The sequence below is a fragment of the Parasphingorhabdus sp. genome (assembly GCF_039968395.1).
Lineage (GTDB): Bacteria > Pseudomonadota > Alphaproteobacteria > Sphingomonadales > Sphingomonadaceae > Parasphingorhabdus.
Window position 1 is genome coordinate 627,722 of sequence record NZ_JBDVPV010000001.1, and the last position, 21,889, is coordinate 649,610.

Annotated in this window: 25 protein-coding genes; 12 read left to right on the top strand and 13 right to left on the bottom strand. The window is 54.2% G+C overall.

Translation table 11 applies throughout. The features are described 5' to 3' along the window. The first annotated feature begins 3 nt into the window (after positions 1-3). The 9 genes from ABJI30_RS03065 (at position 4) to ABJI30_RS03105 (ending at position 6,239) form a co-directional block, all read left to right on the top strand. Positions 4-216 (top strand): zinc-finger domain-containing protein, encoded by a 213-nt coding sequence (locus ABJI30_RS03065; RefSeq protein WP_348015438.1) that lies wholly within the window; start codon positions 4-6, stop codon positions 214-216. Between the two features lie 80 nt (positions 217-296). Continuing rightward, the gene (tldD, locus tag ABJI30_RS03070) at positions 297-1,724 is read left to right on the top strand and encodes a metalloprotease TldD (protein WP_348015439.1); all 1,428 of its coding nucleotides are present in this window, start codon (positions 297-299) and stop codon (positions 1,722-1,724) included. A 22-nt stretch (positions 1,725-1,746) separates the two neighbouring features. After that, positions 1,747-2,280 (top strand): DUF924 family protein, encoded by a 534-nt coding sequence (locus ABJI30_RS03075; RefSeq protein ID WP_348015440.1) that lies wholly within the window; start codon positions 1,747-1,749, stop codon positions 2,278-2,280. A 1-nt stretch (position 2,281) separates the two neighbouring features. Continuing rightward, the gene (locus ABJI30_RS03080) at positions 2,282-2,785 is read left to right on the top strand and encodes a CPBP family glutamic-type intramembrane protease (RefSeq protein WP_348015441.1); all 504 of its coding nucleotides are present in this window, start codon (positions 2,282-2,284) and stop codon (positions 2,783-2,785) included. Positions 2,786-2,799: 14 nt separating this feature from the next. Further along, positions 2,800-3,360 (top strand): pyridoxamine 5'-phosphate oxidase family protein, encoded by a 561-nt coding sequence (locus tag ABJI30_RS03085; protein WP_348015442.1) that lies wholly within the window; start codon positions 2,800-2,802, stop codon positions 3,358-3,360. 6 nt (positions 3,361-3,366) lie between these two features. Beyond that, positions 3,367-3,585 carry a DUF2007 domain-containing protein gene (locus ABJI30_RS03090; protein WP_348015443.1) on the top strand — a complete coding sequence of 73 codons (219 nt, stop codon included), beginning with the start codon at positions 3,367-3,369 and terminating at the stop codon, positions 3,583-3,585. A 19-nt stretch (positions 3,586-3,604) separates the two neighbouring features. Continuing rightward, on the top strand, positions 3,605-4,429 hold the full coding sequence (locus ABJI30_RS03095) for a patatin-like phospholipase family protein (RefSeq protein WP_348015444.1): 825 nt from the start codon (positions 3,605-3,607) through the stop codon (positions 4,427-4,429). Positions 4,430-4,562: 133 nt separating this feature from the next. Then, on the top strand, positions 4,563-4,901 hold the full coding sequence (locus ABJI30_RS03100) for a P-II family nitrogen regulator (RefSeq protein ID WP_348015445.1): 339 nt from the start codon (positions 4,563-4,565) through the stop codon (positions 4,899-4,901). Between the two features lie 18 nt (positions 4,902-4,919). Next, entirely contained in the window at positions 4,920-6,239 is a 1,320-nt protein-coding gene (locus ABJI30_RS03105) for an ammonium transporter (protein ID WP_348015446.1), read from the top strand. Between the two features lie 200 nt (positions 6,240-6,439). Here the strand turns inward: ABJI30_RS03105 and ABJI30_RS03110 are convergent, their stop codons facing one another. Together ABJI30_RS03110 and ABJI30_RS03115 are read right to left on the bottom strand one after the other, a co-directional pair. Beyond that, on the bottom strand, positions 6,440-6,646 hold the full coding sequence (locus ABJI30_RS03110) for a helix-turn-helix transcriptional regulator (RefSeq protein ID WP_348015447.1): 207 nt from the start codon (positions 6,644-6,646) through the stop codon (positions 6,440-6,442). 2 nt (positions 6,647-6,648) lie between these two features. After that, complete coding sequence (locus ABJI30_RS03115; RefSeq protein WP_348015448.1) at positions 6,649-7,173, bottom strand: hypothetical protein; 525 nt, start codon at positions 7,171-7,173, stop codon at positions 6,649-6,651. Positions 7,174-7,302: 129 nt separating this feature from the next. Between ABJI30_RS03115 and ABJI30_RS03120 the strand changes: the two genes are divergently transcribed. Continuing rightward, complete coding sequence (locus ABJI30_RS03120; RefSeq protein ID WP_348015449.1) at positions 7,303-8,031, top strand: CPBP family intramembrane glutamic endopeptidase; 729 nt, start codon at positions 7,303-7,305, stop codon at positions 8,029-8,031. 188 nt (positions 8,032-8,219) lie between these two features. On the opposite strand, the gene ABJI30_RS03125 is transcribed toward ABJI30_RS03120, so the two are convergent. The 7 genes from ABJI30_RS03125 to recQ form a co-directional block, all read right to left on the bottom strand. Further along, positions 8,220-9,548 carry a cytochrome P450 gene (locus ABJI30_RS03125; RefSeq protein WP_348015450.1) on the bottom strand — a complete coding sequence of 443 codons (1,329 nt, stop codon included), beginning with the start codon at positions 9,546-9,548 and terminating at the stop codon, positions 8,220-8,222. A gap of 155 nt (positions 9,549-9,703) precedes the next feature. After that, entirely contained in the window at positions 9,704-11,296 is a 1,593-nt protein-coding gene (locus ABJI30_RS03130; RefSeq protein ID WP_348015451.1) for a GMC family oxidoreductase N-terminal domain-containing protein, read from the bottom strand. A gap of 26 nt (positions 11,297-11,322) precedes the next feature. Continuing rightward, entirely contained in the window at positions 11,323-12,225 is a 903-nt protein-coding gene (locus ABJI30_RS03135) for a sterol desaturase family protein (RefSeq protein ID WP_348015452.1), read from the bottom strand. Between the two features lie 76 nt (positions 12,226-12,301). After that, a complete protein-coding gene (locus ABJI30_RS03140) occupies positions 12,302-13,630 on the bottom strand; it encodes an energy transducer TonB (protein WP_348015453.1) in 1,329 nt (442 codons plus the stop codon). A gap of 65 nt (positions 13,631-13,695) precedes the next feature. Continuing rightward, positions 13,696-14,241, bottom strand: coding sequence for a TIGR01244 family sulfur transferase (locus ABJI30_RS03145; protein WP_348015454.1), 546 nt, complete (start codon positions 14,239-14,241; stop codon positions 13,696-13,698). Position 14,242: 1 nt separating this feature from the next. Continuing rightward, a complete protein-coding gene (locus ABJI30_RS03150) occupies positions 14,243-14,611 on the bottom strand; it encodes a hypothetical protein (protein ID WP_348015455.1) in 369 nt (122 codons plus the stop codon). Beyond that, the gene (recQ, locus tag ABJI30_RS03155) at positions 14,608-16,398 is read right to left on the bottom strand and encodes a DNA helicase RecQ (protein WP_348015456.1); all 1,791 of its coding nucleotides are present in this window, start codon (positions 16,396-16,398) and stop codon (positions 14,608-14,610) included. Before recQ ends, ABJI30_RS03150 begins: the two co-directional genes overlap by 4 nt. Positions 16,399-16,569: 171 nt before the next feature. On the opposite strand from recQ, the gene ABJI30_RS03160 reads away from it, so the two are divergent. Together ABJI30_RS03160 and ABJI30_RS03165 are read left to right on the top strand one after the other, a co-directional pair. Next, positions 16,570-17,850, top strand: a complete 1,281-nt coding sequence (locus ABJI30_RS03160) for an SDR family oxidoreductase (RefSeq protein WP_348015457.1) — start codon at positions 16,570-16,572, stop codon at positions 17,848-17,850. 17 nt (positions 17,851-17,867) lie between these two features. Further along, the gene (locus ABJI30_RS03165; RefSeq protein ID WP_348015458.1) at positions 17,868-18,326 is read left to right on the top strand and encodes a DUF2269 domain-containing protein; all 459 of its coding nucleotides are present in this window, start codon (positions 17,868-17,870) and stop codon (positions 18,324-18,326) included. A 62-nt stretch (positions 18,327-18,388) separates the two neighbouring features. Here the strand turns inward: ABJI30_RS03165 and ABJI30_RS03170 are convergent, their stop codons facing one another. From ABJI30_RS03170 to ABJI30_RS03185, 4 genes are all read right to left on the bottom strand, one after another. Beyond that, a complete protein-coding gene (locus tag ABJI30_RS03170) occupies positions 18,389-19,141 on the bottom strand; it encodes a DUF1036 domain-containing protein (protein ID WP_348025290.1) in 753 nt (250 codons plus the stop codon). 56 nt (positions 19,142-19,197) lie between these two features. Continuing rightward, complete coding sequence (locus tag ABJI30_RS03175; RefSeq protein WP_348015460.1) at positions 19,198-19,557, bottom strand: hypothetical protein; 360 nt, start codon at positions 19,555-19,557, stop codon at positions 19,198-19,200. A gap of 65 nt (positions 19,558-19,622) precedes the next feature. Then, the gene (locus tag ABJI30_RS03180) at positions 19,623-20,960 is read right to left on the bottom strand and encodes a hypothetical protein (RefSeq protein WP_348015461.1); all 1,338 of its coding nucleotides are present in this window, start codon (positions 20,958-20,960) and stop codon (positions 19,623-19,625) included. 176 nt (positions 20,961-21,136) lie between these two features. Next, positions 21,137-21,805, bottom strand: coding sequence for a hypothetical protein (locus ABJI30_RS03185; RefSeq protein WP_348015462.1), 669 nt, complete (start codon positions 21,803-21,805; stop codon positions 21,137-21,139). Positions 21,806-21,889 lie beyond the last annotated feature (84 nt).

The window sequence follows — 21,889 nt, forward strand, 5'->3', positions numbered from 1 at the left end:
AGCATGACAAGCACACCCGATATTGTAAGAACGTCCAGCAAACGCAACGCCTGTGATGGTGCATCCAGCATTCCCGGTGGTGCTGCTCTCGGTCACCCGCGCGTGTGGCTCGAAATCGACGAAAAAGGCTATGTCGACTGCGGTTATTGTGACCGGCGGTTTATATTGGCTGGCGGACCCGCTGATATCTCACCGGATGATTCCGATAGCGCCTGATCGGCCTTTTATTGGGGTTTAATTGGGCAATGTCCCACTAAAGGGGTGCGCAGGGCCGAATTCGTTTCTATATAAACGAAATGACACAAAATCCTGATCCCCGCTCATTCCTCTATCGCCCCGATGGTCTCGACCCGGAACGCGCCAAGGCCCTGGTTTCCGGTTCGCTGGAATCCTGTGATGATGGCGAACTCTATTTGCAATATAGTGCGGTTGAAAGCTTTGGCTTCGACGATGGTCGCCTGAAGACTGCTGATTACAGCACGGACAGCGGTTTTGGCTTGCGCGGTGTATCCGGCGAGATGACCGGCTTCTCGCACAGCAATGAAATCAGCGAGGCCGCAATCAAACGGGCGGCCCAGACCTTGCAGCTGCTGGATCCCGCAAAAGGGGAACCCGCGCCGCCGCCGCGCGGTTCCAATCAGCATCTTTATGGCGAGATTAATCCGCTTGAGACGATTCCCTTCGCCCGCAAGGTGGCGCTTTGCCAGAAAATTGATGAGGCTGCACGTGCGCGCGATCCCCGCGTTGCACAAGTGTCGGTCGGTCTGTCCGGTAGCTGGAGTGTGGTTGAAATTGTTCGGCCAGATGGGTTTACGGCAACTGATGTCCGGCCGCTGGTGCGACTTAACGTATCCATCGTAGCGGAACAAAATGGTCGCCGCGAAACCGGCAGTTTCGGGATGGGTGGTCGATATCTTTACGACCAGCTATTTGAAGAAAATCGCTGGAACCGGGCAATTGACGAGGCTTTGAATCAGGCGCTGGTTAATCTGGAAAGCGTTGATGCTCCTGCCGGAGAACAAACCGTTTTACTTGGCCCTGGCTGGCCCGGGATCATTCTGCACGAAGCCATCGGACACGGCCTTGAAGGGGACTTTAACCGCAAGGGGACCAGCGCGTTCTCCGGCCGGATTGGTGAGCGTGTGGCCGCGCCGGGCGTTACCGTCGTGGACGATGGTTCGATCAGCGAACGCCGGGGTTCTCTGAGCATCGATGACGAAGGTACGCCGACACAGGAAAATGTCCTGATCGAGGACGGTATCCTGAAATGTTACATGCAGGATCGGCTCAACGCCCGTCTCATGGGTGTTCCGGCAACCGGCAATGGCCGCCGCGAAAGCTATGCCCATGCCCCTATGCCGCGGATGACCAATACGTTCATGCGTGGTGGTCAGGATGATCCGGATGAGCTGATGAGCCGCGTGAAGAACGGGATTTACGCCAAAAGCTTCGGCGGCGGCCAGGTGGACATAGTCTCCGGCAAGTTCGTCTTCTCGTGCACCGAGGCCTACAAGATCGAAAATGGCAAGCTGGGCGCACCGATCAAGGGCGCAACCCTGATCGGTGACGGTCCGACCGCGCTGACCAAGGTTACCGGCATTGGCAATGACATGGCGCTTGATGAAGGCATCGGCATTTGCGGCAAAGGCGGACAGTCCGTGCCTGCAGGTGTTGGACAGCCAACGTTGCTGGTCGATGGACTGACCGTCGGAGGAACGGCTTGAACAGCGTTGCCGCGTCCGCCTTATGAACTGGGCTACGGACATCCTCCAATTCTGGTTCGAAGAACTGGCGCCCAAAGACTGGTGGACGAAAAGCGATGCTTTGGACAACCGGATCAAGGAACGCTTTTTTGAGCTTTGGGAAGAGCAAAAGTCTGGCGTCGCGGATGATTTTCTGGGTTCGGCGGATACGGCACTGGCGGCAATCATTCTGTTCGATCAATTCCCGCGCAATATGTTTCGGGGCGAGGCGGATGCTTTTTCCACCGACCATTTCGCCGTGCAGATAGCGGATAAGGCGGTTGCTCTGGAACTCGATCAGCAATTGAACGAGGAGCAACGGGCTTTTGTCTATATGCCGTTCATGCACAGCGAAGACCTGCAAGATCAGAATAAATGTGTGACACTGTTCACCCGGCTGGGCAGCAATGAAAGGCATGCCAATGCGCATCGCGATGTGATTGCCAAATTCGGCCGTTTTCCGCATCGTAATTCTTTACTTGGGCGGGCGATGCGGCCGGGAGAACAGGACGCCATTGATGCCGGAGCAGGGTGGTAACATGGCTTACACCCTGACACAGACCTGGCTCGCACTAAAGGCCTGGCCAGAGATGAAGCGCTGGCGCTCGGCGTTCGGACTGGCGGTACCGACTTTGCTGTTTATCGCAGGGATCGGATATTTGTCCGGCTGGATCACATTCGCACCGGTCAGTGACGCGGCAACGATTTTCACGGCCGTTGGCATTTTGTTTTTTCTGCCCGCGCTTTTCGAAGAGCTTGTTTTTCGGGGGTTTTTGCTGGCCTGGCTGACCACCAAAACGGCGCGCTGGTCTGCATGGATTTCGACTCTTCTGTTTGTGCTTTGGCATCCCTTGCAAGCTTTGACGATCGGTCCGCCATGGGCTTCGGTTTTTCTGCAGCCTTCTTTTCTGTTTGCCACCTTCCTGTTGGGTATCATATTAAGCCATATCCGGATCGTTTCCGGCTCGTTGTGGCCGGTTGTTATGATACACTGGTTCGCAGCGGTGGTCTGGAAGCTGGTGCTCGGCGGACCCTTTTACTGAAGCGAGGAAATGATATGGCCGAATTTTTTGAAGCTCTGAATGACGATCATCGCGCGTTTATTGCCAAGCAGCCCATGTTCTTCGTGGCAACGGCGGCGGAAGATAGCCGGATCAATCTGTCGCCCAAGGGGTATGACGCGTTTCGGGTGCTCGGGGAAAAACGGGTCGCCTATCTCGATCTGGCGGGCTCCGGCAATGAAACCCATGCTCATCTGATCGCGGATGGCCGGGTGACGATCATGTTCAACAATTTTGCCAATCCCGCTTTGATTATGCGGCTCTATGGCACGGGCAAACCTGTTTTGCCGCAAGATGACGGATGGGCAGAACTGGCCGCTCATTTCGAGATGTTGCCCGGTACCCGGCAGATTTTTGATATTGCTGTCGATACAATTCAGACCAGTTGCGGTTGGGGCGTTCCGCAAATGGAACTCAAGTCTGAACGCGAAACCCTGGTCAAATATCACCGCCAGTCTGATCCGGAAAAATGGATGGAGAAAACTGCCGGCCGCGTGCAGAGTATTGATGGATTGCCGACCCGCGCAACAGATCGCTATTTTGCGGGAAACGAGTGAACCGAAATGAGCCTGGTCGAACTTTCCCGTCACATGCACGGCATTGAAGCGGAAATTATCCGTGGCCGGCTGGAAGCGGCCGGTATTGGCGCGGTTTGCTTCGACAGCGGCGTGAATATTGTCGAAGGCGCCGGGATTGCCTTGCCTGCGCGCGTGATGGTGCTGGATGAGGATCTGGACGAAGCGAGGGCCATTTTGGCTGAAGATGTGGCACTAAAGGAATGAAGTTCCCGGACATGAAATCATGAAACTTTCTCTTGCTCTGGGTGGCGGTGCCGGTTTGGGCTGGACCCATATTGGTGTCTTGCGCGCGCTCGATGCATCTCCGCTTGAAATTGCGGCAATCTCGGGAACGTCCATTGGCGCCATTGCCGGAGCAAGTTTTGCGGCGGGTAAGCTCGACTATCTCGAAGAAACAGCACGCACCGCAAATTTCAGGACATTGCTGCGCTTCATGGACCCTCATTTCAAGCGCGGCGCGGTCATGGGCGCGCGGACAATTGAAAAGGAACTGGATGCGCAATTGGGCGCATTGACGTTCGAAGATCTCGATATTCCGGTAGCAGCGGTTGCTGCTGACCTGCGGACCGGCGATACGATCATCATGAAAACTGGCCGGCTAGTGCCCGCGATCCGGGCATCCATGTCCTTGCCCGGAATATTCAAGCCGGTGGAATATGACGGTCGCTTGCTGGTGGATGGCGGTGCAGCCTTGCCCGTCCCGGTCTCGCCAGCACGCCAGTTGGCACCAGATGCGCTCTGCCTGTCGATCAATTTACAGGACGATTTCGTCAATCGCGCTGAAATGGCAGGCATTGCCCGATCCGATGGCAAAGAGCCCAACAGTATCGCCATTGTGCGCGCTTCTGTCGGCCTGTCCCTGCGCAATCTCGGTAAATATTCCCTAGCTCTGGATCCCCCGGATTTCGCCATGTCGCCGCCGGTCGGCCATATCGACATGCAGAATTTCACCAAGGCGGATGAGCTGATCGAGATCGGCCGCCGGGAAACCGAGGCAATGATCCCGGACATCCTTGCCCGCCTTGAACAAGACCTGCCCAAAAAGTAGGCACTCGTGCTGCGATGCACAAGATTTATACTTTGTTGAGAGTTTGAGAATCAGATAAACGTTTGATTCCAGTAGCTTGTGATTCTGGCACAGGCTTTGCGACGTGTTCCCCGGACATAATCAAGGGGGCGTAATGAAGTTTATCATAGCCATAATCAAACCATTCAAACTGGACGATGTGCGGGATGCGCTGACGGAAGTTGGCGTGACCGGCATGACGGTTTCGGAAGTCAAGGGCTTCGGACGTCAGAAGGGCCAGACCGAAGTGTATCGGGGAGCCGAGTACACGACCAACATGGTTCCAAAACTCAAGCTGGAAATTGCGTGCAGCGGCGCGCTGGCAGACCAGGCAGTTGAAGCAATCCAGAGTGCAGCTGGCACAGAAGCGATCGGGGACGGCAAAATCTTTGTCATGGGCCTGGAAAATGCAGTGCGCATTCGTACCGGTGAAGCCGGCGATACAGCGATCTAAACGGGGAATAATAATCACATGAAACGAACTTTAAAACTTTTGGGAATAATTGCTGCGGCTGGCAGCTCTGTTCCCGCTTTCGCGCAGGAAGCAGCTGAAACGGTAGCTGCTGTACCCAATCCCGGCAATAATGCCTGGATGATGACGGCCACGATTTTGGTGCTGTTGATGATCCTGCCTGGCCTGGCACTTTTCTATGGCGGTCTGACCCGTTCCAAGAACATGCTCTCGACAATGACGCAGATCGGCTCAGCTGCCTGTCTGGCGATGCTGATCTGGGTAATGTACGGATATGGCCTGGCCTTTGGTCCGGAAGGCAATGCGTTTATCAGTTGGGGCAAGTTCTTCCTCGCTGGTGTAGATGCATCGTCCACCGCGGCGACGTTCACCGATGAAGTCATTTCGGAATATGTGTTTATCTCGTTCCAGATGACATTTGCGGCGATTACTCTGGCGCTCGTGCTGGGTTCGGTCGTGGAGCGGATGAAGTTCTCGGCCGTCATGGTCTTTGGTGCGATCTGGCTGACCATCGTCTATTTCCCGATTGCCCACATGGTATGGGCAGGCGGCGGACTGCTGTTCGAAGCGGGCGCACTTGATTTTGCCGGCGGGACGGTTGTTCACATCAATGCTGGTGTTTCCGCACTGGTCGCCGCTCTTATCCTTGGAAACCGCATGGGTTATCCGAAAGAGAAAATGGCTCCTCATAACCTGACGCTGACTATGGTCGGTACCGGAATGCTGTGGGTTGGCTGGTTTGGCTTCAACGCTGGTTCTGCTCTCGAAGCAGATGGCAGTGCGGCTCTGGCGATGATCAACACGTTTGTTGCCACGGCATCAGGTGCGCTGTTCTGGATGCTGATGGAACGCATCAGCGGCCACAAGGGATCTGCTCTTGGCTTCTGTTCGGGCGTGATTGCCGGTCTTGTGGCGGTAACGCCAGCCGCAGGCAATAGTGGCCCGTTCGGCGCCATCGTGCTCGGCGCGGTCGCTTCGATCGTTTGCTACTATGCCGTGTCCTTCCTGAAACCAAAGCTTGGTTATGACGATTCTCTGGACGCATTCGGCATCCACGGAATTGGCGGCATGGTCGGGGCCATCGGCACAGGCATTGTCTATCAGCCTGTCTTCGGCGGACCCGGCGATGGTTCAACCGGTATGGCCGCGCAATTATGGATCCAGACAGAAGGCGTACTAGTTACGATCGTCTGGGCCGCTGTCGGTACCGCGATTGCCATCTCCATAGCAAAATTGGTCACCGGTCTGCGGGTCAACGAGGAAGTAGAGCGCGAAGGCCTCGACCTCGGTGAGCACGGAGAGCGCGCTTACGATCTGTAATTAATTTGAGTTTGGTGCCGGCTTCCCTCTCCCAACACTGAGGTCGGCACCTAAATTTGTTCCTCCTGCGAACAACCAACTTTATGGCCGGTGGTGGAAACGCCCCGGCCTTTTTTTGGGACCGTTCGGATGGGGGTGTCCGCTTTGGGCGCAAAAGCGGACATTAGCAGCATAAAAGAATCTGCCCTGGCCAAGCTTATTTAGTCAGGAAGGAAATCAATAAGATCTGCAGGCTTGCAATCCAAAACTGTGCAGATCCTGTTCAACGTCTCTAGTTTGACACCCTTAACATTTCCCGATTTCAGTTTCGAAAGATTGGCCTCAGTCACACCAATTGCGGCTGCCAATTCCTTGGATTTCATTTTCCGACGAGCAAGCATCACATCAAGAGTAATAACAACGGCCATGCTTACACATACTCTTGGATTTCTTGCCCGTGCCGATACCCCTCCTCGATCAAATATGTGGCGATGTATATGATGGCTGAAGAAAATAGCATGACCAAATGTGTGATGGAAAATCCCAAATGTGTCCAGAGGGGGGCATCATCAAAAACTCCCATAGCCCATCTCATAACACCACTAAGCAGAAAAGCGGAGATAACGGTCAGCAACGAATATTTTGCAAAGGCTCGAAGATGACTGATTGTCCGCAGTGCAACGAGCTTCGTCTGACTATATTGCCGGAACATCATGAATAGATGCCACAGTGCAATCTGTACAAATATGGTCGGGACAGAGGATGCCAGAAATCCAAAAACCCTGCGTTCTTCGATCGGAACAACACCAGAAAATACAATGAAGTTACCTCCCAATCGATCTACTCCAAAACCCCAATAGGTAATCAGACCAGCCAGAATTATCGTGGCCAAGAGCGGGATTGTTGCCAGGAAACACCAACAGGCGAACTTTAAAAGAGGCTTCGAATCGAGCATATGGAAACCTTTTAGTTGATTTATTATCTAAAACAGATAATTTATTGTCGAATCAATGCTATTTCAATCAGCCTGATCATTCAAGGTGTTTTAGCATTGCTCAACAGCAATTGACTTGGAGTTATCGCTATGCACACCTTCGAAAGTCTATTGATCTGGAACGGCATATTTCTAGTAGCGAGTATGATTGCCAGATATTTTGCCGGTGATAATTTCAATGTTAAATGGCTCGCGGCAGCGTTTACGCTGTTTAACATCAACGTTGCCCTTGTCCTCAATATCTTTGGACTCAATGGTCTAATCGACAGTTTTATTGGCGTTGAAGATCTTCAATTTAACTGGGCTGGAAAGGTATTTGCACTAGCAGCCTCTTTAATAATTTTGGCAAGCGGTGTTATTGACCGCGGAAAATCAGGCGTTACGTTCAAACAATCAGAACAAGCGCACTGGGGTTGGGGGCTGTTCATTCTCCTCCTGATCCTGTCTATCATAGTTGCATCGTTTATACCGGATGAAGCACATACATCTGAAGCGATAACCTATCAATTAACTATGCCCAGCATAGAGGAGGAACTCTTCTATCGCGGTATTTTCCTATATTGCCTTGTAAGGGCATTTGGCGACGGTCGTTCCATCTTGTGGTCAAACTTTGGGATTGCTGCTCTGATATCGACTCTGATGTTTACAATTATCCATGGCATCTACTGGAGCGACCAAGGACTCTTCGTTTCGATCGAAGCTATATTGTTTGCGGGAATATTTGGTTTTTTGCTTACATGGCTACGCCTAAACACGGGTAGCATAATCGCCCCCATCCTTCTCCATTCGGTCGTAAATACAGTTTGGAGGTTGCTTTGATAGCGTCCGCTTTCGGGATATTGCGGAAGCAGGAGTCAAGTTGCATCACTCCGGGCTTGGCAGGGTGGTAAGTAGTGGAAACAGCGATGTCGCGTCGGTGCAGAACCTAAAAAAGAAATACTTGTGACCAGGCACATATCCGAAACATCCATCGAGCATCCGATCATTCTGACGGGTTGTCTCGCTGTCTAGGCTTTGCGATGGCAGATGACCGGCAACCAGGTGTAACCGTGCACAAAGGCGCTGGACGTTCGGCTTGGTTCGTCGATCACTTCGATATGCTCGAAACGTTTCAGGATTTCTTCCCACAGGATACGCAACTGAAGTTCGGCGACGCGATTGCCGTAGCAGCGGTGGACGCCGAAACCGAAAGAGATGTGGCGACTTGCCTGTTTGCGATCGATGATCAGCGCGTTCGGGTCCTGCTCCCAAAAGTTTTCATCGCGATTGGCGGAAATGTACCACATCGCGACCTGGTCACCTTTTTTGATGGTCTTGCCGTGCATTGATACGTCTTCAAGCGCTGTTCGCCGCATATAGGCAAGCGGTGTTTGCCAGCGGATCATTTCCGATACCATATTGGGGATCAGACCGGGGTCAGCCTTCAGCTTGGCATATTCATCCGGAAATTTGTTCAGCGCATAGAGACCGCCGGACATTGTGTTGCGAGTGGTGTCATTGCCGCCAATGATCAGCAGCAGCACATTGCCGAGCAACTCCTGGGCGGTCAGGTTTTGGGTGGCCGGTCCATGGGCAAGCAGGCTCATCAGGTCACTTGCCGGCGGCGCGGCTTGGCGCTCGGCATAGATTTTCGAAAACGTGCCCAGGCATTCATTCAATTCCCGCAGCCATTGCTCGCGCCCACCGGGACATATATCCGGATCGAAGGGGTTGGTTGTAACATCTGACCAGCGGGTCAGCTCTCGCCGGTGGCTCTGGGGATAGTTAAGCAATGTCGCGAGCATCATTGCGGTCAGTTCGGTTGATACCGCCTCGACCCAGTCAAACGGCTTGCCGTCAGGCAGCGAATCCAGCACGGCGCCGGTTCTCTTTCTGATCAATGGTTCAAATTCATGACGCAGCAGTGACGGTGCAACGGCGGCCTGCATCGGTTTGCGCTGGGCCCAATGATCGGGCTCGTCAGCCGCAATAAAGCTCTCACCGGTGAACTCATCCAGTGGTTTCCCCAGAGTAATTCCTCCGTAACCAGCGTCGGATGAAAATCGCTTATTGTCGACATCAACTGCTTTCACATCCTCATAGCGGGTGATTGACCAATAGGGGCCAACCAGGCTGTCAGGCGTATAATGAACCGGGTCTTCCTTGCGCAGACGCTCAAACCGGTCCCACATCTTGTCCTGTCGCCATTGTTCAACATCGATAAAATCAACCGCGGCCAGATCAATTTCACTGACCGGTTTCACATAGTCATCGCGCTCCAGATAATGTGGACGAGCAGGTTTCCGATAGCTAACCTTGGGGCGTGACAATTGCTGTACGGAGCTGGTTTCGGCCATAATCTTCCTCCAAAAGGTCGCGTAACATAGTATTTATCGATTCGTGGTCTTGAGGTCTACGGGCGAAACATTTGTGACTTCTCGCAGCATCCTGATCGTACAATCCATTTCCATAAGGCACAAATCAGACATTCCCCTTACTTGATGCGACCCGATTAGGCCGCAGCTAGATCCACCTTGATAAAGTCCGCCGCACGCTCGCCGATCATGATGCTCGGGGCATTGGTATTGCCGCTGACAATCTCGGGCATGATCGAGGCATCTGCCACATAGAGCCCTTCGAGTCCGCGGAATTTCAGGCGATTGTCGACCACCGCCTCTGCATCACCACCCATTCGGCAGGTGCCAACCGGATGGTAGACGGTATCCGCGCGTTCCCGGATCAGAGTGTCCAGTGCACCATCATCGCTCATGTCGATAGGATGGCGATCCGTGGGTTTGAAATCGGTCAGGGGAGGGGATTCCATGATCCGCTGCATATTGCGCACGCCTTTGCGCAGGACGGCGATATCGCGATCGTCATCCAGGAAATTCGGATCGATCCGCGGTGCAGCTTCCGGGTCGGTAGAGTTCAGGCGAACTGATCCCTTGCTGTGCGGACGCAGGACGCAGGCATGGCAGCTGAAGCCGTGGCCCTTGACCTTTTCCCGGCCATGATCTTCCAGCATTGCCGGGACGAAGTGATATTGCACATCTGGCGCGGGTACATCCGGGGCGCTGCTCCAGAACCCGCCGGCTTCGGCATAGGGAGATGTCATGATGCCCGTGCGTTTCATTCGGTGTTCGATAATCGCCTTGCCCATGCGAACCGTACCTTCGAGCGAATCTCCGATCAGGGCTTTGGACTCGGTTTTATAGCCGGAGACAAAGTCGATATGATCTTTCAGATTGGAACCCACTTCCGGTTTGTCCAGAACGATATCAGCGCCTTGTTCCTGGAGATGGGCCGCCGGTCCAATGCCGGACAGTTGCAAAATATGGGGCGAACCAAAAGCTCCTGCGGAAAGCACGACGGCGCCGCGTGCGTTCAATATTTCCTGCCCGCGCCCACGCTTGATCTGCACGCCGGTCACCCGGCCGTCCTTGACGATCAGCTTCTCGACGAGCGATTTGGTTTTGATCTCCAGATTGGAACGATCCCGCGCAGGTTCCACATAAGCGCGCGCCGCCGACCAGCGCTCGCCGCCCTTTTGCGTGACCTGATAAATTCCAATGCCTTCCTGCTTTTCGCCATTAAAATCGTCGAGAATCGGCATTTGCAGATTGCGCGCGGCTTCGACAAAGGCGACACTTCCGGGATTCAGCCACTTCTGGTCTGAAACGGAAAGCGGTCCGTCGCCGCCGTGGTAGGCATCGCCACCACGCTCGTTGCTTTCAGATTTCTTGAAATAGGGAAGTACATCGTCATAGCTCCAGCCATCACAACCCAGTTCCGCCCAATTGTCATAATCCCACTTGTTGCCGCGAATATAGACCATGGCATTGATCGCGCTTGATCCACCCAGGCCGCGCCCGCGAGGTTGATAGCCGACGCGGCCATTCAGCCCTTTTTGCGGTACGGTATCAAATTGCCAGTTCGCGTTCTTGAGCAGAAACGGCATCATGCCCGGTGTTTTGACGAGGAAATTGTCATTATTCCCGCCCGCTTCGATAAGGCAAACGCTACGCTTGCCGTCTTCGCTCAGCCGCCCTGCCGCTGCGCTGCCGGCTGATCCGCCACCGATGACGATAATATCAAATTCTGTCATTTATTTTTTCCTGTCCTCTGCCTTCGTCATCCTGAATTGATATCAGGTTCTTTTTGGTTCGCCCAACGCGCCTTGATCGTCTCGCTGCTGTCGCGCGATCCGTCATGGCTCCAGCCGGGCGGTTTGATCAGATAGTTCAACTTGTAGCGCCACGGTGCGCTCCACAGATCTTTGGCCATGCCGACCCATTCGTGAAATGCCGCCCAGAATATGTTGTGACCCTTCAAATTCTTGATGATGCCATATTCAATCTTTTCATCCTGTCGTTCCGCCTCAAACGTGCCGAACATCTTGTCCCAGATGATCAATATGCCGGCATAGTTGCGGTCAAGATAACGCGGGTTGGTCGCGTGATGCACCCGGTGGTGGGAAGGGGTGTTCATCACCGCTTCAAACCAGCGCGGCATCCGGTCGATCGCTTCGGTGTGGATCCAGTATTGGTAAAGCAGGTTGATGCCGCCAACAAAGGCGATCATCGCTGGATGGAATCCGATCAGGAACATCGGTAGCGAGAATATCCAGGTCAGCGCGAACGTGCTGGTCCACGGCTGTCGCAGGGCTGTGGAAAGATTGTAATACTGGCTGCTGTGATGATTGACATGGGCTGCCCAGACCCAGCGGATCCGGTGTGCGCCGCGGTGAAATACATAATAAAAAAAATCATCAACGAAGAAAGCGATTATCCATGCCCACCAGGTGAAAGGCACGTCGAATATCCGAAATTGATAGACCCAGAAGATGGCAGCCACCGCCAGCCCGCCGGTCAATATGCCGGCAACCACACTGCCGGTTCCCAGTGTCAGAGATGTCACCATGTCTTTGGTATCATATTTCCCATCAGCCCGTTTGCGGCTGGTCAGAAAACCAAAGGCAACGGTCAGCACGAAAAACGGAATCGCGTAGATTGTGGGATCGGGAAGGCTTTCCATGCGTAGAGTATTTACATGAATGTCAGTGACTGTCGAGGGGGCAGTGCTTGTGTTTCCATTGGAGCTGATCCAAAAGTCAATATTGGATCAACGGGGTCACTCTACTCTCGTAGACTTTTGTGATTCCATCAGATTCAAATACGCCAGTCTCACCAGCCGCCATTTCATTGAGCAAATGCCATTCAACTATTGGCATCGGAATTTTCACATATTGCCCTTCATAGCCCAAAAGTGTTTTCGACTTTAGCTGATTGTATCGCTCGAATTCCCTTTTTGTGGCTCTGTCGAGGTCCGGTCTCCCACTAGACGCTGTGATTGCCATTCCGCCGTACGTTCCATCCGGGTTGAACAAGGCTGCAAGCTCCACCCGACCTCCAACCCGTTCGGAAATTGCGCGAGATGAATAGCTGTTGGGTGAACGTATGGTCTGGACAGCACCAAATTGCTCTGGCCATGAGATAACGGTAGCCGAATTCCCGTCATACGGGTCAACAGGGGGCGCTTGCCCGCCCACTTGCGCATGGGGATTACCGGTTTGTTGAATAGCCTTGCTTCTTGCCTGCAAGTCCGGATCATTACTTTCAGCCATAAGACGAACAAGCTTTTCGAAGATTGACCGTGCGGCATCGACTTCGCTTTCCGAAACCTCCTGATGCACGAACGGCGAATACCAATGCATCAGCTTAAAAGCGGTGCGCACGTCGGCGGCGTTGCGATTTCGGTCTGCAAGCTGCTCTGCGACGCGCGTTCGATAGCCAAAACGCGATGAATCCGAAACCAGTTCGACCGCTTCTACCAGATTGTAGATGGGCGATGCCGGGTCGATCAGATTCTTGATCAGCAGATCATCTCTGAGTTTGTTGCGGACATAGTTTTTGTCTTTCCGGAATATTTCTGCCGCCAGCTTCCAGTTGGAGTTCGCAAGCAGTAGTTTCTCCAGTCCGGCGATTGTCCAGTGTTTGGGGACTGCATTGGCGCCCGAACGAGTTCTTGCAAACAAGGTCCCCCCTAGATCTTTGACACGCTGCTGGGTAAGTGCTTCACCGTCACTGGCAAGCAGTCGCCGATAGTCATCTGCATAGACATTTATCCGGATCGGATCTCCCACGTGACGATCGAGTATTTGATATGCGAATTCCGGATTTTTCGGGCAGCCATATCTACCGTGATTCAGGCCGTCCAGATAATCATGGACCAACGGATCAGGATATTTGAGGCGCGCTACCCGTGAGAGAAATCGCTTTTTGTTGGCGAGGGCTTTGGCACATTCTCTTGACAGGTTTGTCTCTTTTTTGGGCGGGAGGTTCTCTACGTCAAACGCAACAGGCATGAATGCAGAAGCGGAGCCAGATGCAAAGGTGAGTGACAGTGCAGTCACGAAACTGAAGGCTTTTCTACTTGTCATCTTCCCTATTGTGAATCAGCGACCGGCTGCGACAAACACACCGTCACTGCTTCCCCTCTCCAAACTTATTGCGCTCCAGCGGACAGCGCATCGACCATCGCTCGGATTGGTGTGATGTCATAACCGGCATTGCCGGCCAGGCGGGCGATTTCGTCTCCGTCGACGCCTTTCTTCGCTTGTGCCAGAGACCACAGCAATGTCGACCGGGTGCCGGACCGGCAATAGGCGAGTGTTTTGCCTTTCGCGCCCTCCAGAGCCGTGATCATCGCGTCCACTTGCGGAGCGGAAAACCCGCTATGGGTGATCGGGATCGCCAGATATTCGATGCCGGCTGCTTTGGCCGCAGCTTCGATATCCGCGCTTTGCGGTGCGGCCGGGTCTTCACCGTCAGGACGGTTATTGACAATCAGGGTTACGCCCTCCGCCTTTGCGGCGGTCACATCTTCCAGAGTGATTTGCGGCGAGACGCTGATATACTCGTTGATTTTGCGGAACATGGACTGTTTTTCCTTTTTCTCAATCGCAGACGAAGCGCCCTGCCTGGCGTCATCAGCACAAGCCGACAGGCTACCGATCACAAGCAAGGGGGCATATGCCGCCAGAATTTTCACATCAATTCTCCCGTCGAACGGTTGAACAGGGACTTTCATATTCGATGCAATCTTCAAATTCTGCAAGCGCTTTGATCGTGGCGGCATGATTGGTATATTTTTCGCGCAACCGGGTTAACTCTTCGTCAGTGCCGGTGCAGAGTTTTTTGGTTTGCGCGTTCAGGAATTTTTGCCGTTCATCATCATAGCCGGGCTCGCCGCGAAAATGGTCGCAGCCCTGGCGCTGGATGATGAAGCCGCGGGCTTCTGTCACGATTGCCGGATCACGCGACTGATTAAAATTATCGGTCCACGGTTCGAGCGGCAACGCCGTGGTTGTACAAGCAGCAAGCAAACCGAGCGGCAACAGCAGAGCGAGTAAAAGCTTCACGCACTTTCCTCCATGGCTCCGGTAACTTCCTGAATGATAGCAAGAAAATCATCACCATATTTCTCCAGCTTGGTCGCACCAATGCCGGGAAGCTCGCCCAGTGCCATCAGTGTGCGCGGCTTGAAACCGGTCATGTCGCGCAGCACGCTGTCATGGAAAATCACATAAGGCGGAACGCCCTGTTCCTTGGCCAAAGCAGTTCGTCTGGATCGCAGTGCATCAAATAACGGGTCGCCCACCGGATTGGGAGAGGCATTGCTGCCGCGCCTTTTGCGGCGTTCGCGTTTCGGTGGTTCGACAATCGCGACTTCTTCCTCGCCCTTCAATATCGCCTTGGCTTCCGGCCCGAACATCAATCCGCCATATTCATTGTTGCGCAGCGCATCGCGCAGCAACAAGGAGCGCGATACCGGTTTGATCAGCGGCGCTTCCTCGGCATCGACAATGTCATAGACGGACAGTTTGTCATGACCCCGCGACAATATTTTCTCGTCCTGCCGACCGGTAAGCACCGCTTCGAGATGAGTGACTCCAAAACTCTGTCCGGTCCGATAAACGGCGGAGAGAAATTTACGGGCCAGTTCCGTGACATCACGCGTTGCGGGCGCGTTCAAACAATTATCGCAATTTCCACAACTTGCAGGTGGTTCTTCGCCAAAATGCTTTAACAGGATCGCCCGGCGGCAACCGGCAGCTTCTACGAGTCCGCCGAGCGCCGCCAGTCGGGTGCGCTCGCTGTCGAGCCGCTTTTCATCAACTTCAGACAATCTCTGACGTGCGCGGGCAAAATCTTCTGCGCCCCAAAACAGAAGCGCTTCTGCGGGATCACCGTCGCGGCCTGCGCGTCCGGTTTCCTGATAATAGGCCTCGATCGACTTGGGCAGACCGGCATGGGCGACAAAGCGCACATCCGGTTTGTCGATGCCCATGCCAAAGGCGATGGTCGCCACCATCACCATGTCCTCGGATGCCACGAAATCGGCCTGGTTTCGCTGGCGGACTTCCGGTGGCAGTCCCGCATGATAGGCCCGCGCGCTGCGCCCGGTTTTGGCGATCTGATCGGCCATTTTTTCGGTCGCATTGCGAGTCTGGGCATAGATGATCCCGGGGCCCGGTATGCGATCCACCAGATCCTTGATTTGCCCGGTGAGCCCTTTGCGCGGCGCGATGCCATAGCGAATATTGGGCCGGTCGAAACCGGCAATGATCAGGCCTTCTTGCCGGATGCCAAGCTGAAGCAGGATGTCTTCGCGTGTATGCGCATCGGCGGTCGCCGTCAGCGCGAGCCGGGGGACATCGGGAAAATGATCGAGTAGCGGGCGCAGCAAGCGATAATCCGGCCGGAAATCATGGCCCCATTCGGATACGCAATGCGCTTCGTCGATCGCGAACAGCGAGATATTGGTCTGTTCCAGCAATTCCCGAAAATGCTGGCCGGATGCGCGCTCCGGTGCAGCGTAGAGCAAGTCCAGTTCCCCCGCTTTCAATCGCGCAATTGTCTCTGCCCGATTATCATCCGCAGAGGTGAGGGTGGCCGCCCGTATGCCCACTGCCTCAGCGCTTCGCAACTGGTCATGCATTAACGCGATCAGAGGAGAAATGACGACGACGGTGCCGCTGTTGGCGGTCGCAGGTAGCTGATAGCAAAGCGATTTACCGGCGCCGGTCGGCATCACCGCCAGCGTGTTTTGCCGATCCATAACTCTCGCGAGCACCTGATCCTGAACCCCGCGAAAGGCGCTAAAGCCAAATGTGGATTTAAGGATGGGGAGAAGCGCTTCGGTCATTGCGCTGTCCTAGCCAGAGGTCAGGCGAAGGGAAACTGTTAATGCCGGAAATGTCCAGTTTGTTTGTCTTGGTTCCTGATCTTGCATGGATATTCGTAATATCCTGAATGTGGACGTTTCCCAACCCGTCCTGGCCATGCTATCTGAACAGCGAAACCACGAAGGATCGGGATGAAAATTTTACTGCTTGGCGCCGGAGGTTTCGTGGGACGATATTTGCTGGCTGACCTTCTTGCGGCAGGACATGAAGTAACTGGAATTGTCAGGCAAGAGAAAGGGCTTGGCGACGCTTTTCCAAAAGCAAATATTCGTTCGCTCGATCTTGATAATATGACGGATAGCACTCGTTGGAGCGCATATCTTCACGAAATCGACATGGTGATTAATGCAGCGGGCATATTGCGCGGCCCATCGATGCAGGCAATTCATGTTGAAATGCCAAAAGCCCTGCATGTTGCCTGTGAAAAAGCGGGTGTGCAGCATGTTCTCCTAATATCTGCAATCAGTGCGCGGGAGGATGTCGATTCAGACTATTCCCAGTCGAAACTGGCTGGTGAGGCGTCGCTGAAGCAGAGCTCCCTCCACTGGACCATATTGCGACCGTCGCTGATTTACGGGGAAGGTTCCTACGGGGGTACATCGCTGATGCGCGGCATGTCGGCCTTGCCTTTTGTTATCCCGCTCCCGGTGGATGGCGACTATTTGTTCACGCCAATTCACGTGGAAGATCTGGCCAGGACCGTTTCTGAAATTTGCGGCCGCACAACCGGGGAGAATGTTGTTCTTGAACCGGTTGGACCAGATACGATCTCGCTTCGCAGCTTGCTGCAGCGGTACCGCCGCTGGTTAAATTTTCCGGAAGCGCGGTTTTTGAGCATACCTATGCCTTTGATGCGATTTTTGGGCCGTGTGGGAGATTTTTTCGGCACCGGTCCGATCTCGAGTAACAGCCTGAAACAGATGGTCGCCGGCAATGCAGGTGACAGTGCGAAATTTGAAAATCAGATCGGCTTTCAACCGCGAAGTCTGGACCAAGCCCTAAACAACCATCCGGCGCAGGTGCAGGACAGGTGGCACGCACGTTTATTTTTTGTCGCACCCGCGTTAAAAGCTGTGCTGGTTACCCTCTGGCTAGCATCTGCACTATTGGGCATTTTTTTTGGAGAAACGCAAACAATTGCCTTTCTGGACAGGTTCGACCTCTCCCGTGAACTGGCATGGCCAATTCAGACCGGAACATGTTTGCTGGACCTGGTTGTTGCGGCCCTGTTGTTATTCGAGAAGGGTACCAAATGGTCCACGCTGATTCAGTTGCTTGTTGTCGGCGGATACACGTTGATTATCGGCATCGCCTTGCCGCAACTTTGGCTGGACCCGCTTGGACCTTTGCTCAAGAACTTGCCGATCATAATGGCGATATTGGTCTATGGGGTAATTGGAGACAAGCGCTGATCGAAACTTACCTCATCGTGAAGTGGGTTCATATATTGAGCTCCACCATTTTGTTCGGCTTCGGTGCGGGGACGGCCTGGTATATGCTCAACGCGCATCTGACACGCGATCCGGTCACGATTGCTTCCATCGGGCGTATGGTGGTGCGGGCGGACTGGATATTCACCGGTACGAGTGGAATCATCCAGCCTGCGAGCGGACTCTATCTCGCCTTTCTTTTGGGCTATGATCTTTTGGAACCGTGGCTGGTACTGACTTATATTCTTTATGGCGTCGCTTTTGTTTGCTGGGTTCCAGTGGTTAGTTTGCAAATCAAGGCGCAGTCACTGGCAGCGGCTGCTGTCGAACAGAGCAAGCCGCTGGGACCGGACTATTTTTCTGCAATGCGCCTTTGGTTTATCCTCGGGTGGCCGGCGTTTCTGGCATTGATTGGCGTGTTCTGGCTGATGATCGCAAGGCCGGTGCTCTTTACGTGAAGTGGGCTAAATTGCGGTGAACTGGTTGGAATTCTTGGCGAGTGTCGGCAGGCCGTCTCTGTTCAATTGAAGTTGAACGTATTCTCCGCTCCCGCCTCCAGATCGAATTCGAACGTTTCCGCCAGCCTTTCATCCCTTGCGGTACAGGCCATTTTGTCGCTGTCGACATGATCGAAATCAGACCTTCGGACACAGAAACTATATTCGCCGCGTCCCCAGTTTACACTGTCTGACGTTGCATGGAGATAGACCGTGTCTTCATACGGGTCGCCATTGCGATAATGCGGGAATTCTATCTGTTCACATTGGCCTCGAGACAGTTTGATCCAGCCTTGCGCACGCCAGTTCTTGGGGCGCCTGTTCTCTCCCCAGTCATGCCAGACCCAGGCGGCGTAGATCGTGTCTGTCCGCGACCGGTTGCACATTCTGAGCGCCGTATACTGAGCGTCGCCGCTGCCATAGCCATCGGCTGGTGGTGCGGGGGGAGGCTGGCGCGGCGGTGCAGGGGGTTTGACATTGTTCCGACCGCAATGGAATGTCCGGCCATGCAGGTGATATTGCGACGTGCCGCGCATTTTCCGGCAGGCTTCCGCATATCCCAAAGGCTTAAATCCCCCGATCGTCATTATGTTGAAGCCGGTGCTTCCTGGAATCCAGCACTGCCAGCGGTTCTTTTTCGGGTTCCACTTAGCCTTGATTTTCGTCCGCAACCCTTTCAGCAGTCCGTTGCGATATTTGCCATCGCAAAACTTGTTGAGACTGATTGACGATCCTCCGGCTTGTGCGGCGGACGGCATCAGGATGCCCGATGTCATCAACAAGGCGCAAACAAGCGCCAGACCCCACAGAATCCGGTTGCACGAGCAAATCATTATCTGTGATTGTCCGGACCGCAGGCGACACGTCCTGCACCGTGCCAGTGAAAGTCTGGACGGCCAGTTGAGAACTGACACAGGTCGTTCAGATTGATCCAGAAGCTGCGCCCCCTGACGGTTTTCCCGAGACCCATTGAATCCTTTTCCTTGCACTCCATCCTTTTGGTGCGTTCATTGTACCGATAGCTCCACCGCGGTTTGGCACCCCTTAACGGACCGGTCCGATATTTCGCTTCACAATAAGCGCGATAATTGGGCGTTGCGCCGCTTGCTTCGGCTGGCGAGGCCATGAAAACACCGGTAGCCGAAGTGAGGAGCAGCGACGCTGTAGCGGCGAATACTGGAAATTTGGTCATGTGGTTTCTCCCCTGTTCAGTTGATCATTTCCGGTGGGCCGACGCGTTGTCACCCGCGTCCGCCGCTATTTGCACTTCTTTTTGTTGAGCCCGAGCAGCGTGGAAAAGCCCTTGCACGTTGACTTGCCGATATTGTTGATGGTTTTCGCGGTTTTCCGGGCGCCGTAATTTATCTGCCTGTTGGCATAATTGGGATCGGTCATGAACCGTGCCCCGTCGCGCGTGGTTTTGACGGCGGTTCTCCCGACATAGTCAACCGCACTGACTCCGGCTCTGGCCGTGCCTGTTACCGCTCGGCCGACATTGCCCGGAATTCTGCGCGGATCGCGAATGGATTCACCGATACCGCGAGCGGCTCCGTTCAGGTTTCGACCAAAGCGCTGTGTTGCCCGGCCAGCGGCAACGACAGGATCATCGCCTCTGGCGAAGGTGCCGAACTGACCCACTGTCATATCCGCACCATATTCGCCGATGCCGCTGCTGCGTCCGCCAAAGGCCTCGGTTCCGAAGTCTACACCTGCTGCCTTGTTGTGAACAGATGTCGCCGTGAAACCTGTTCTGGCGGCTGTTCCGGCCCGATATCCACGTGCTGCCTGACCTCTGACGGGTTGTCGTCCTGCACCGGGATAATGATTTCCACGGGCGACTGACCGCGATTGATACTGGGGCCCATTGCCGGCAACGGGCCGAAAGCCCTGGCGGTTGCCGCGTGTTACCTGTGCCTGGCGACCCCGTTGCTGAAGGTTGCGGCGTTCTTCTGGGGTATAGTCAAATTCGTCCCGAATCTGGTGCCCCGGACGTGCCCGGCGCGCGTCATAGCCGCGCTGTTCCAGTTGCTGCAAATTGCCATTGGCCGCCAAGTTGCCGACATGTTGGCGATATTCCGGCCCGTTGAAATTTCCGCCGCGCGGCAATTGCGCCGCACCGCGCCGGACTTTGCGGTTGGTACGCTGTGTCGCGGGGTGCCCGCTATTCTGAAAGCCCGGTCTGACACCACGCGCAACCTGGGCGTTTTTACCGCGACGCTGGAGGTCCCGGCGTTCAGCTGGTGTGAGGTCATTTTCGGTCCGGATATCCTGTTCCGGCCTCGCCCTGCGTGCGTCATAACCGCGCTGTTCAAGCTCTTGAAGATCGGAATTCGCGGCCAGATCGGCTGCATGTGCGCGATATTCGGGGCCGTCAAAATCCGGCGCATCCGGAGAATTTGTGTTCGCCCGGCGTTGACGGGCCTGATCGCCTCTGCGTTCCAGATCACTTGCATTGCCATTGTTCTTCTTGAACAGATCGGCAAATGCGTTTGCGGAAGATTGCTGAGCGAGAACAGGCTGTGTGCCGACACATGTCAGCGCCACAAATGCGATGGCAGCAACTGACCGTCCTGAATGTGTTTTTGATATTCTCACAGTCTTTCTCCCTTGTCTGACGATGGTCCAATCATGTTGGAAAGCGAGGCATCTGCCCATAGTGGATTCACACTATATTCTGCGGAAATTCGTTCATCCAAAGTTCATTAAAAAAACTAAAAACCCTTTATAATCAGAGTAGTACGGCAATATGGGTTGATGCTTTCCAAAGTTGCTCAGCAATCGACACCCCCGGTCTTGACCTTGCCGGAATATCCGGATTTGCGATCAAATCGCTTTTCGATTGCTTTCATGAATCTGGGCATCAGACTGGGAATGCTTCCACACCATCCACTGCTTTGCAGACGTAGTTCGTAGACCGGAGTGGTTCGCGCACCGGCATTGGCCTGTAAAATGTCGATGTTGACGAACCGGGCATATTCCGTCGAGTTTCGCGTTTCCCGTGTGTAACCGGTAACCCCATAAGTGGGGTCGGTGCCACGGACAGTACTGTTCACAATTTGCCCGCTGGCTGTTTCATCCACCACGGTGGTTGTTGTCTGGCTGTTGTAAGTCGTGCCCCATTGCGGAACATTGTAACTATAAGTGACGGGCCGCCCATCATCGATTCCATAGTCCAGATAAGCGACATAATCAGCTTTCCGGCCGGGTTGGACGACACGAAGTCCGGCATCGCGCATGATTTCTGTAAGGCGCAGGGCATAGTTATTGAATTGCAAGGAATTCTCCAGTTCCGGTCGCCACGATACCACCGTGAACGTTGCCGTCGCCGGGACTGATTCAAGGGTGTTGAATTGTGATACATTGCTGTTGACCCGGCCGCCGAGGCAACCGCCAAGTCCCAGACTTGTCAAGGTAACGAACAAAACTGTCTTCTGCCGCATGAGCTTTCTCCTGTTATGTCAGGAGCGATAATTACGGGCGATCCGCGACGTGGGAAATAGTGCAATCGCACCATTTAGAGTGGG

Excerpts from the sequence above, each read along its gene's own strand:
- ABJI30_RS03065 (WP_348015438.1), top strand. The coding sequence starts at position 4 with ATGACAAGCACACCCGATATTGTAAGAACGTCCAGCAAACGCAACGCC.
- tldD (WP_348015439.1), top strand. The coding sequence starts at position 297 with ATGACACAAAATCCTGATCCCCGCTCATTCCTCTATCGCCCCGATGGT.
- ABJI30_RS03075 (WP_348015440.1), top strand. The coding sequence starts at position 1,747 with ATGAACTGGGCTACGGACATCCTCCAATTCTGGTTCGAAGAACTGGCG.
- ABJI30_RS03080 (WP_348015441.1), top strand. The coding sequence starts at position 2,282 with ATGGCTTACACCCTGACACAGACCTGGCTCGCACTAAAGGCCTGGCCA.
- ABJI30_RS03085 (WP_348015442.1), top strand. The coding sequence starts at position 2,800 with ATGGCCGAATTTTTTGAAGCTCTGAATGACGATCATCGCGCGTTTATT.
- ABJI30_RS03090 (WP_348015443.1), top strand. The coding sequence starts at position 3,367 with ATGAGCCTGGTCGAACTTTCCCGTCACATGCACGGCATTGAAGCGGAA.
- ABJI30_RS03095 (WP_348015444.1), top strand. The coding sequence starts at position 3,605 with ATGAAACTTTCTCTTGCTCTGGGTGGCGGTGCCGGTTTGGGCTGGACC.
- ABJI30_RS03100 (WP_348015445.1), top strand. The coding sequence starts at position 4,563 with ATGAAGTTTATCATAGCCATAATCAAACCATTCAAACTGGACGATGTG.
- ABJI30_RS03105 (WP_348015446.1), top strand. The coding sequence starts at position 4,920 with ATGAAACGAACTTTAAAACTTTTGGGAATAATTGCTGCGGCTGGCAGC.
- ABJI30_RS03110 (WP_348015447.1), bottom strand. The coding sequence starts at position 6,646 with ATGGCCGTTGTTATTACTCTTGATGTGATGCTTGCTCGTCGGAAAATG.
- ABJI30_RS03115 (WP_348015448.1), bottom strand. The coding sequence starts at position 7,173 with ATGCTCGATTCGAAGCCTCTTTTAAAGTTCGCCTGTTGGTGTTTCCTG.
- ABJI30_RS03120 (WP_348015449.1), top strand. The coding sequence starts at position 7,303 with ATGCACACCTTCGAAAGTCTATTGATCTGGAACGGCATATTTCTAGTA.
- ABJI30_RS03125 (WP_348015450.1), bottom strand. The coding sequence starts at position 9,548 with ATGGCCGAAACCAGCTCCGTACAGCAATTGTCACGCCCCAAGGTTAGC.
- ABJI30_RS03130 (WP_348015451.1), bottom strand. The coding sequence starts at position 11,296 with ATGACAGAATTTGATATTATCGTCATCGGTGGCGGATCAGCCGGCAGC.
- ABJI30_RS03135 (WP_348015452.1), bottom strand. The coding sequence starts at position 12,225 with ATGGAAAGCCTTCCCGATCCCACAATCTACGCGATTCCGTTTTTCGTG.
- ABJI30_RS03140 (WP_348015453.1), bottom strand. The coding sequence starts at position 13,630 with ATGACAAGTAGAAAAGCCTTCAGTTTCGTGACTGCACTGTCACTCACC.
- recQ (WP_348015456.1), bottom strand. The coding sequence starts at position 16,398 with ATGACCGAAGCGCTTCTCCCCATCCTTAAATCCACATTTGGCTTTAGC.
- ABJI30_RS03160 (WP_348015457.1), top strand. The coding sequence starts at position 16,570 with ATGAAAATTTTACTGCTTGGCGCCGGAGGTTTCGTGGGACGATATTTG.
- ABJI30_RS03170 (WP_348025290.1), bottom strand. The coding sequence starts at position 19,141 with ATGACATCGGGCATCCTGATGCCGTCCGCCGCACAAGCCGGAGGATCG.
- ABJI30_RS03175 (WP_348015460.1), bottom strand. The coding sequence starts at position 19,557 with ATGACCAAATTTCCAGTATTCGCCGCTACAGCGTCGCTGCTCCTCACT.
- ABJI30_RS03185 (WP_348015462.1), bottom strand. The coding sequence starts at position 21,805 with ATGCGGCAGAAGACAGTTTTGTTCGTTACCTTGACAAGTCTGGGACTT.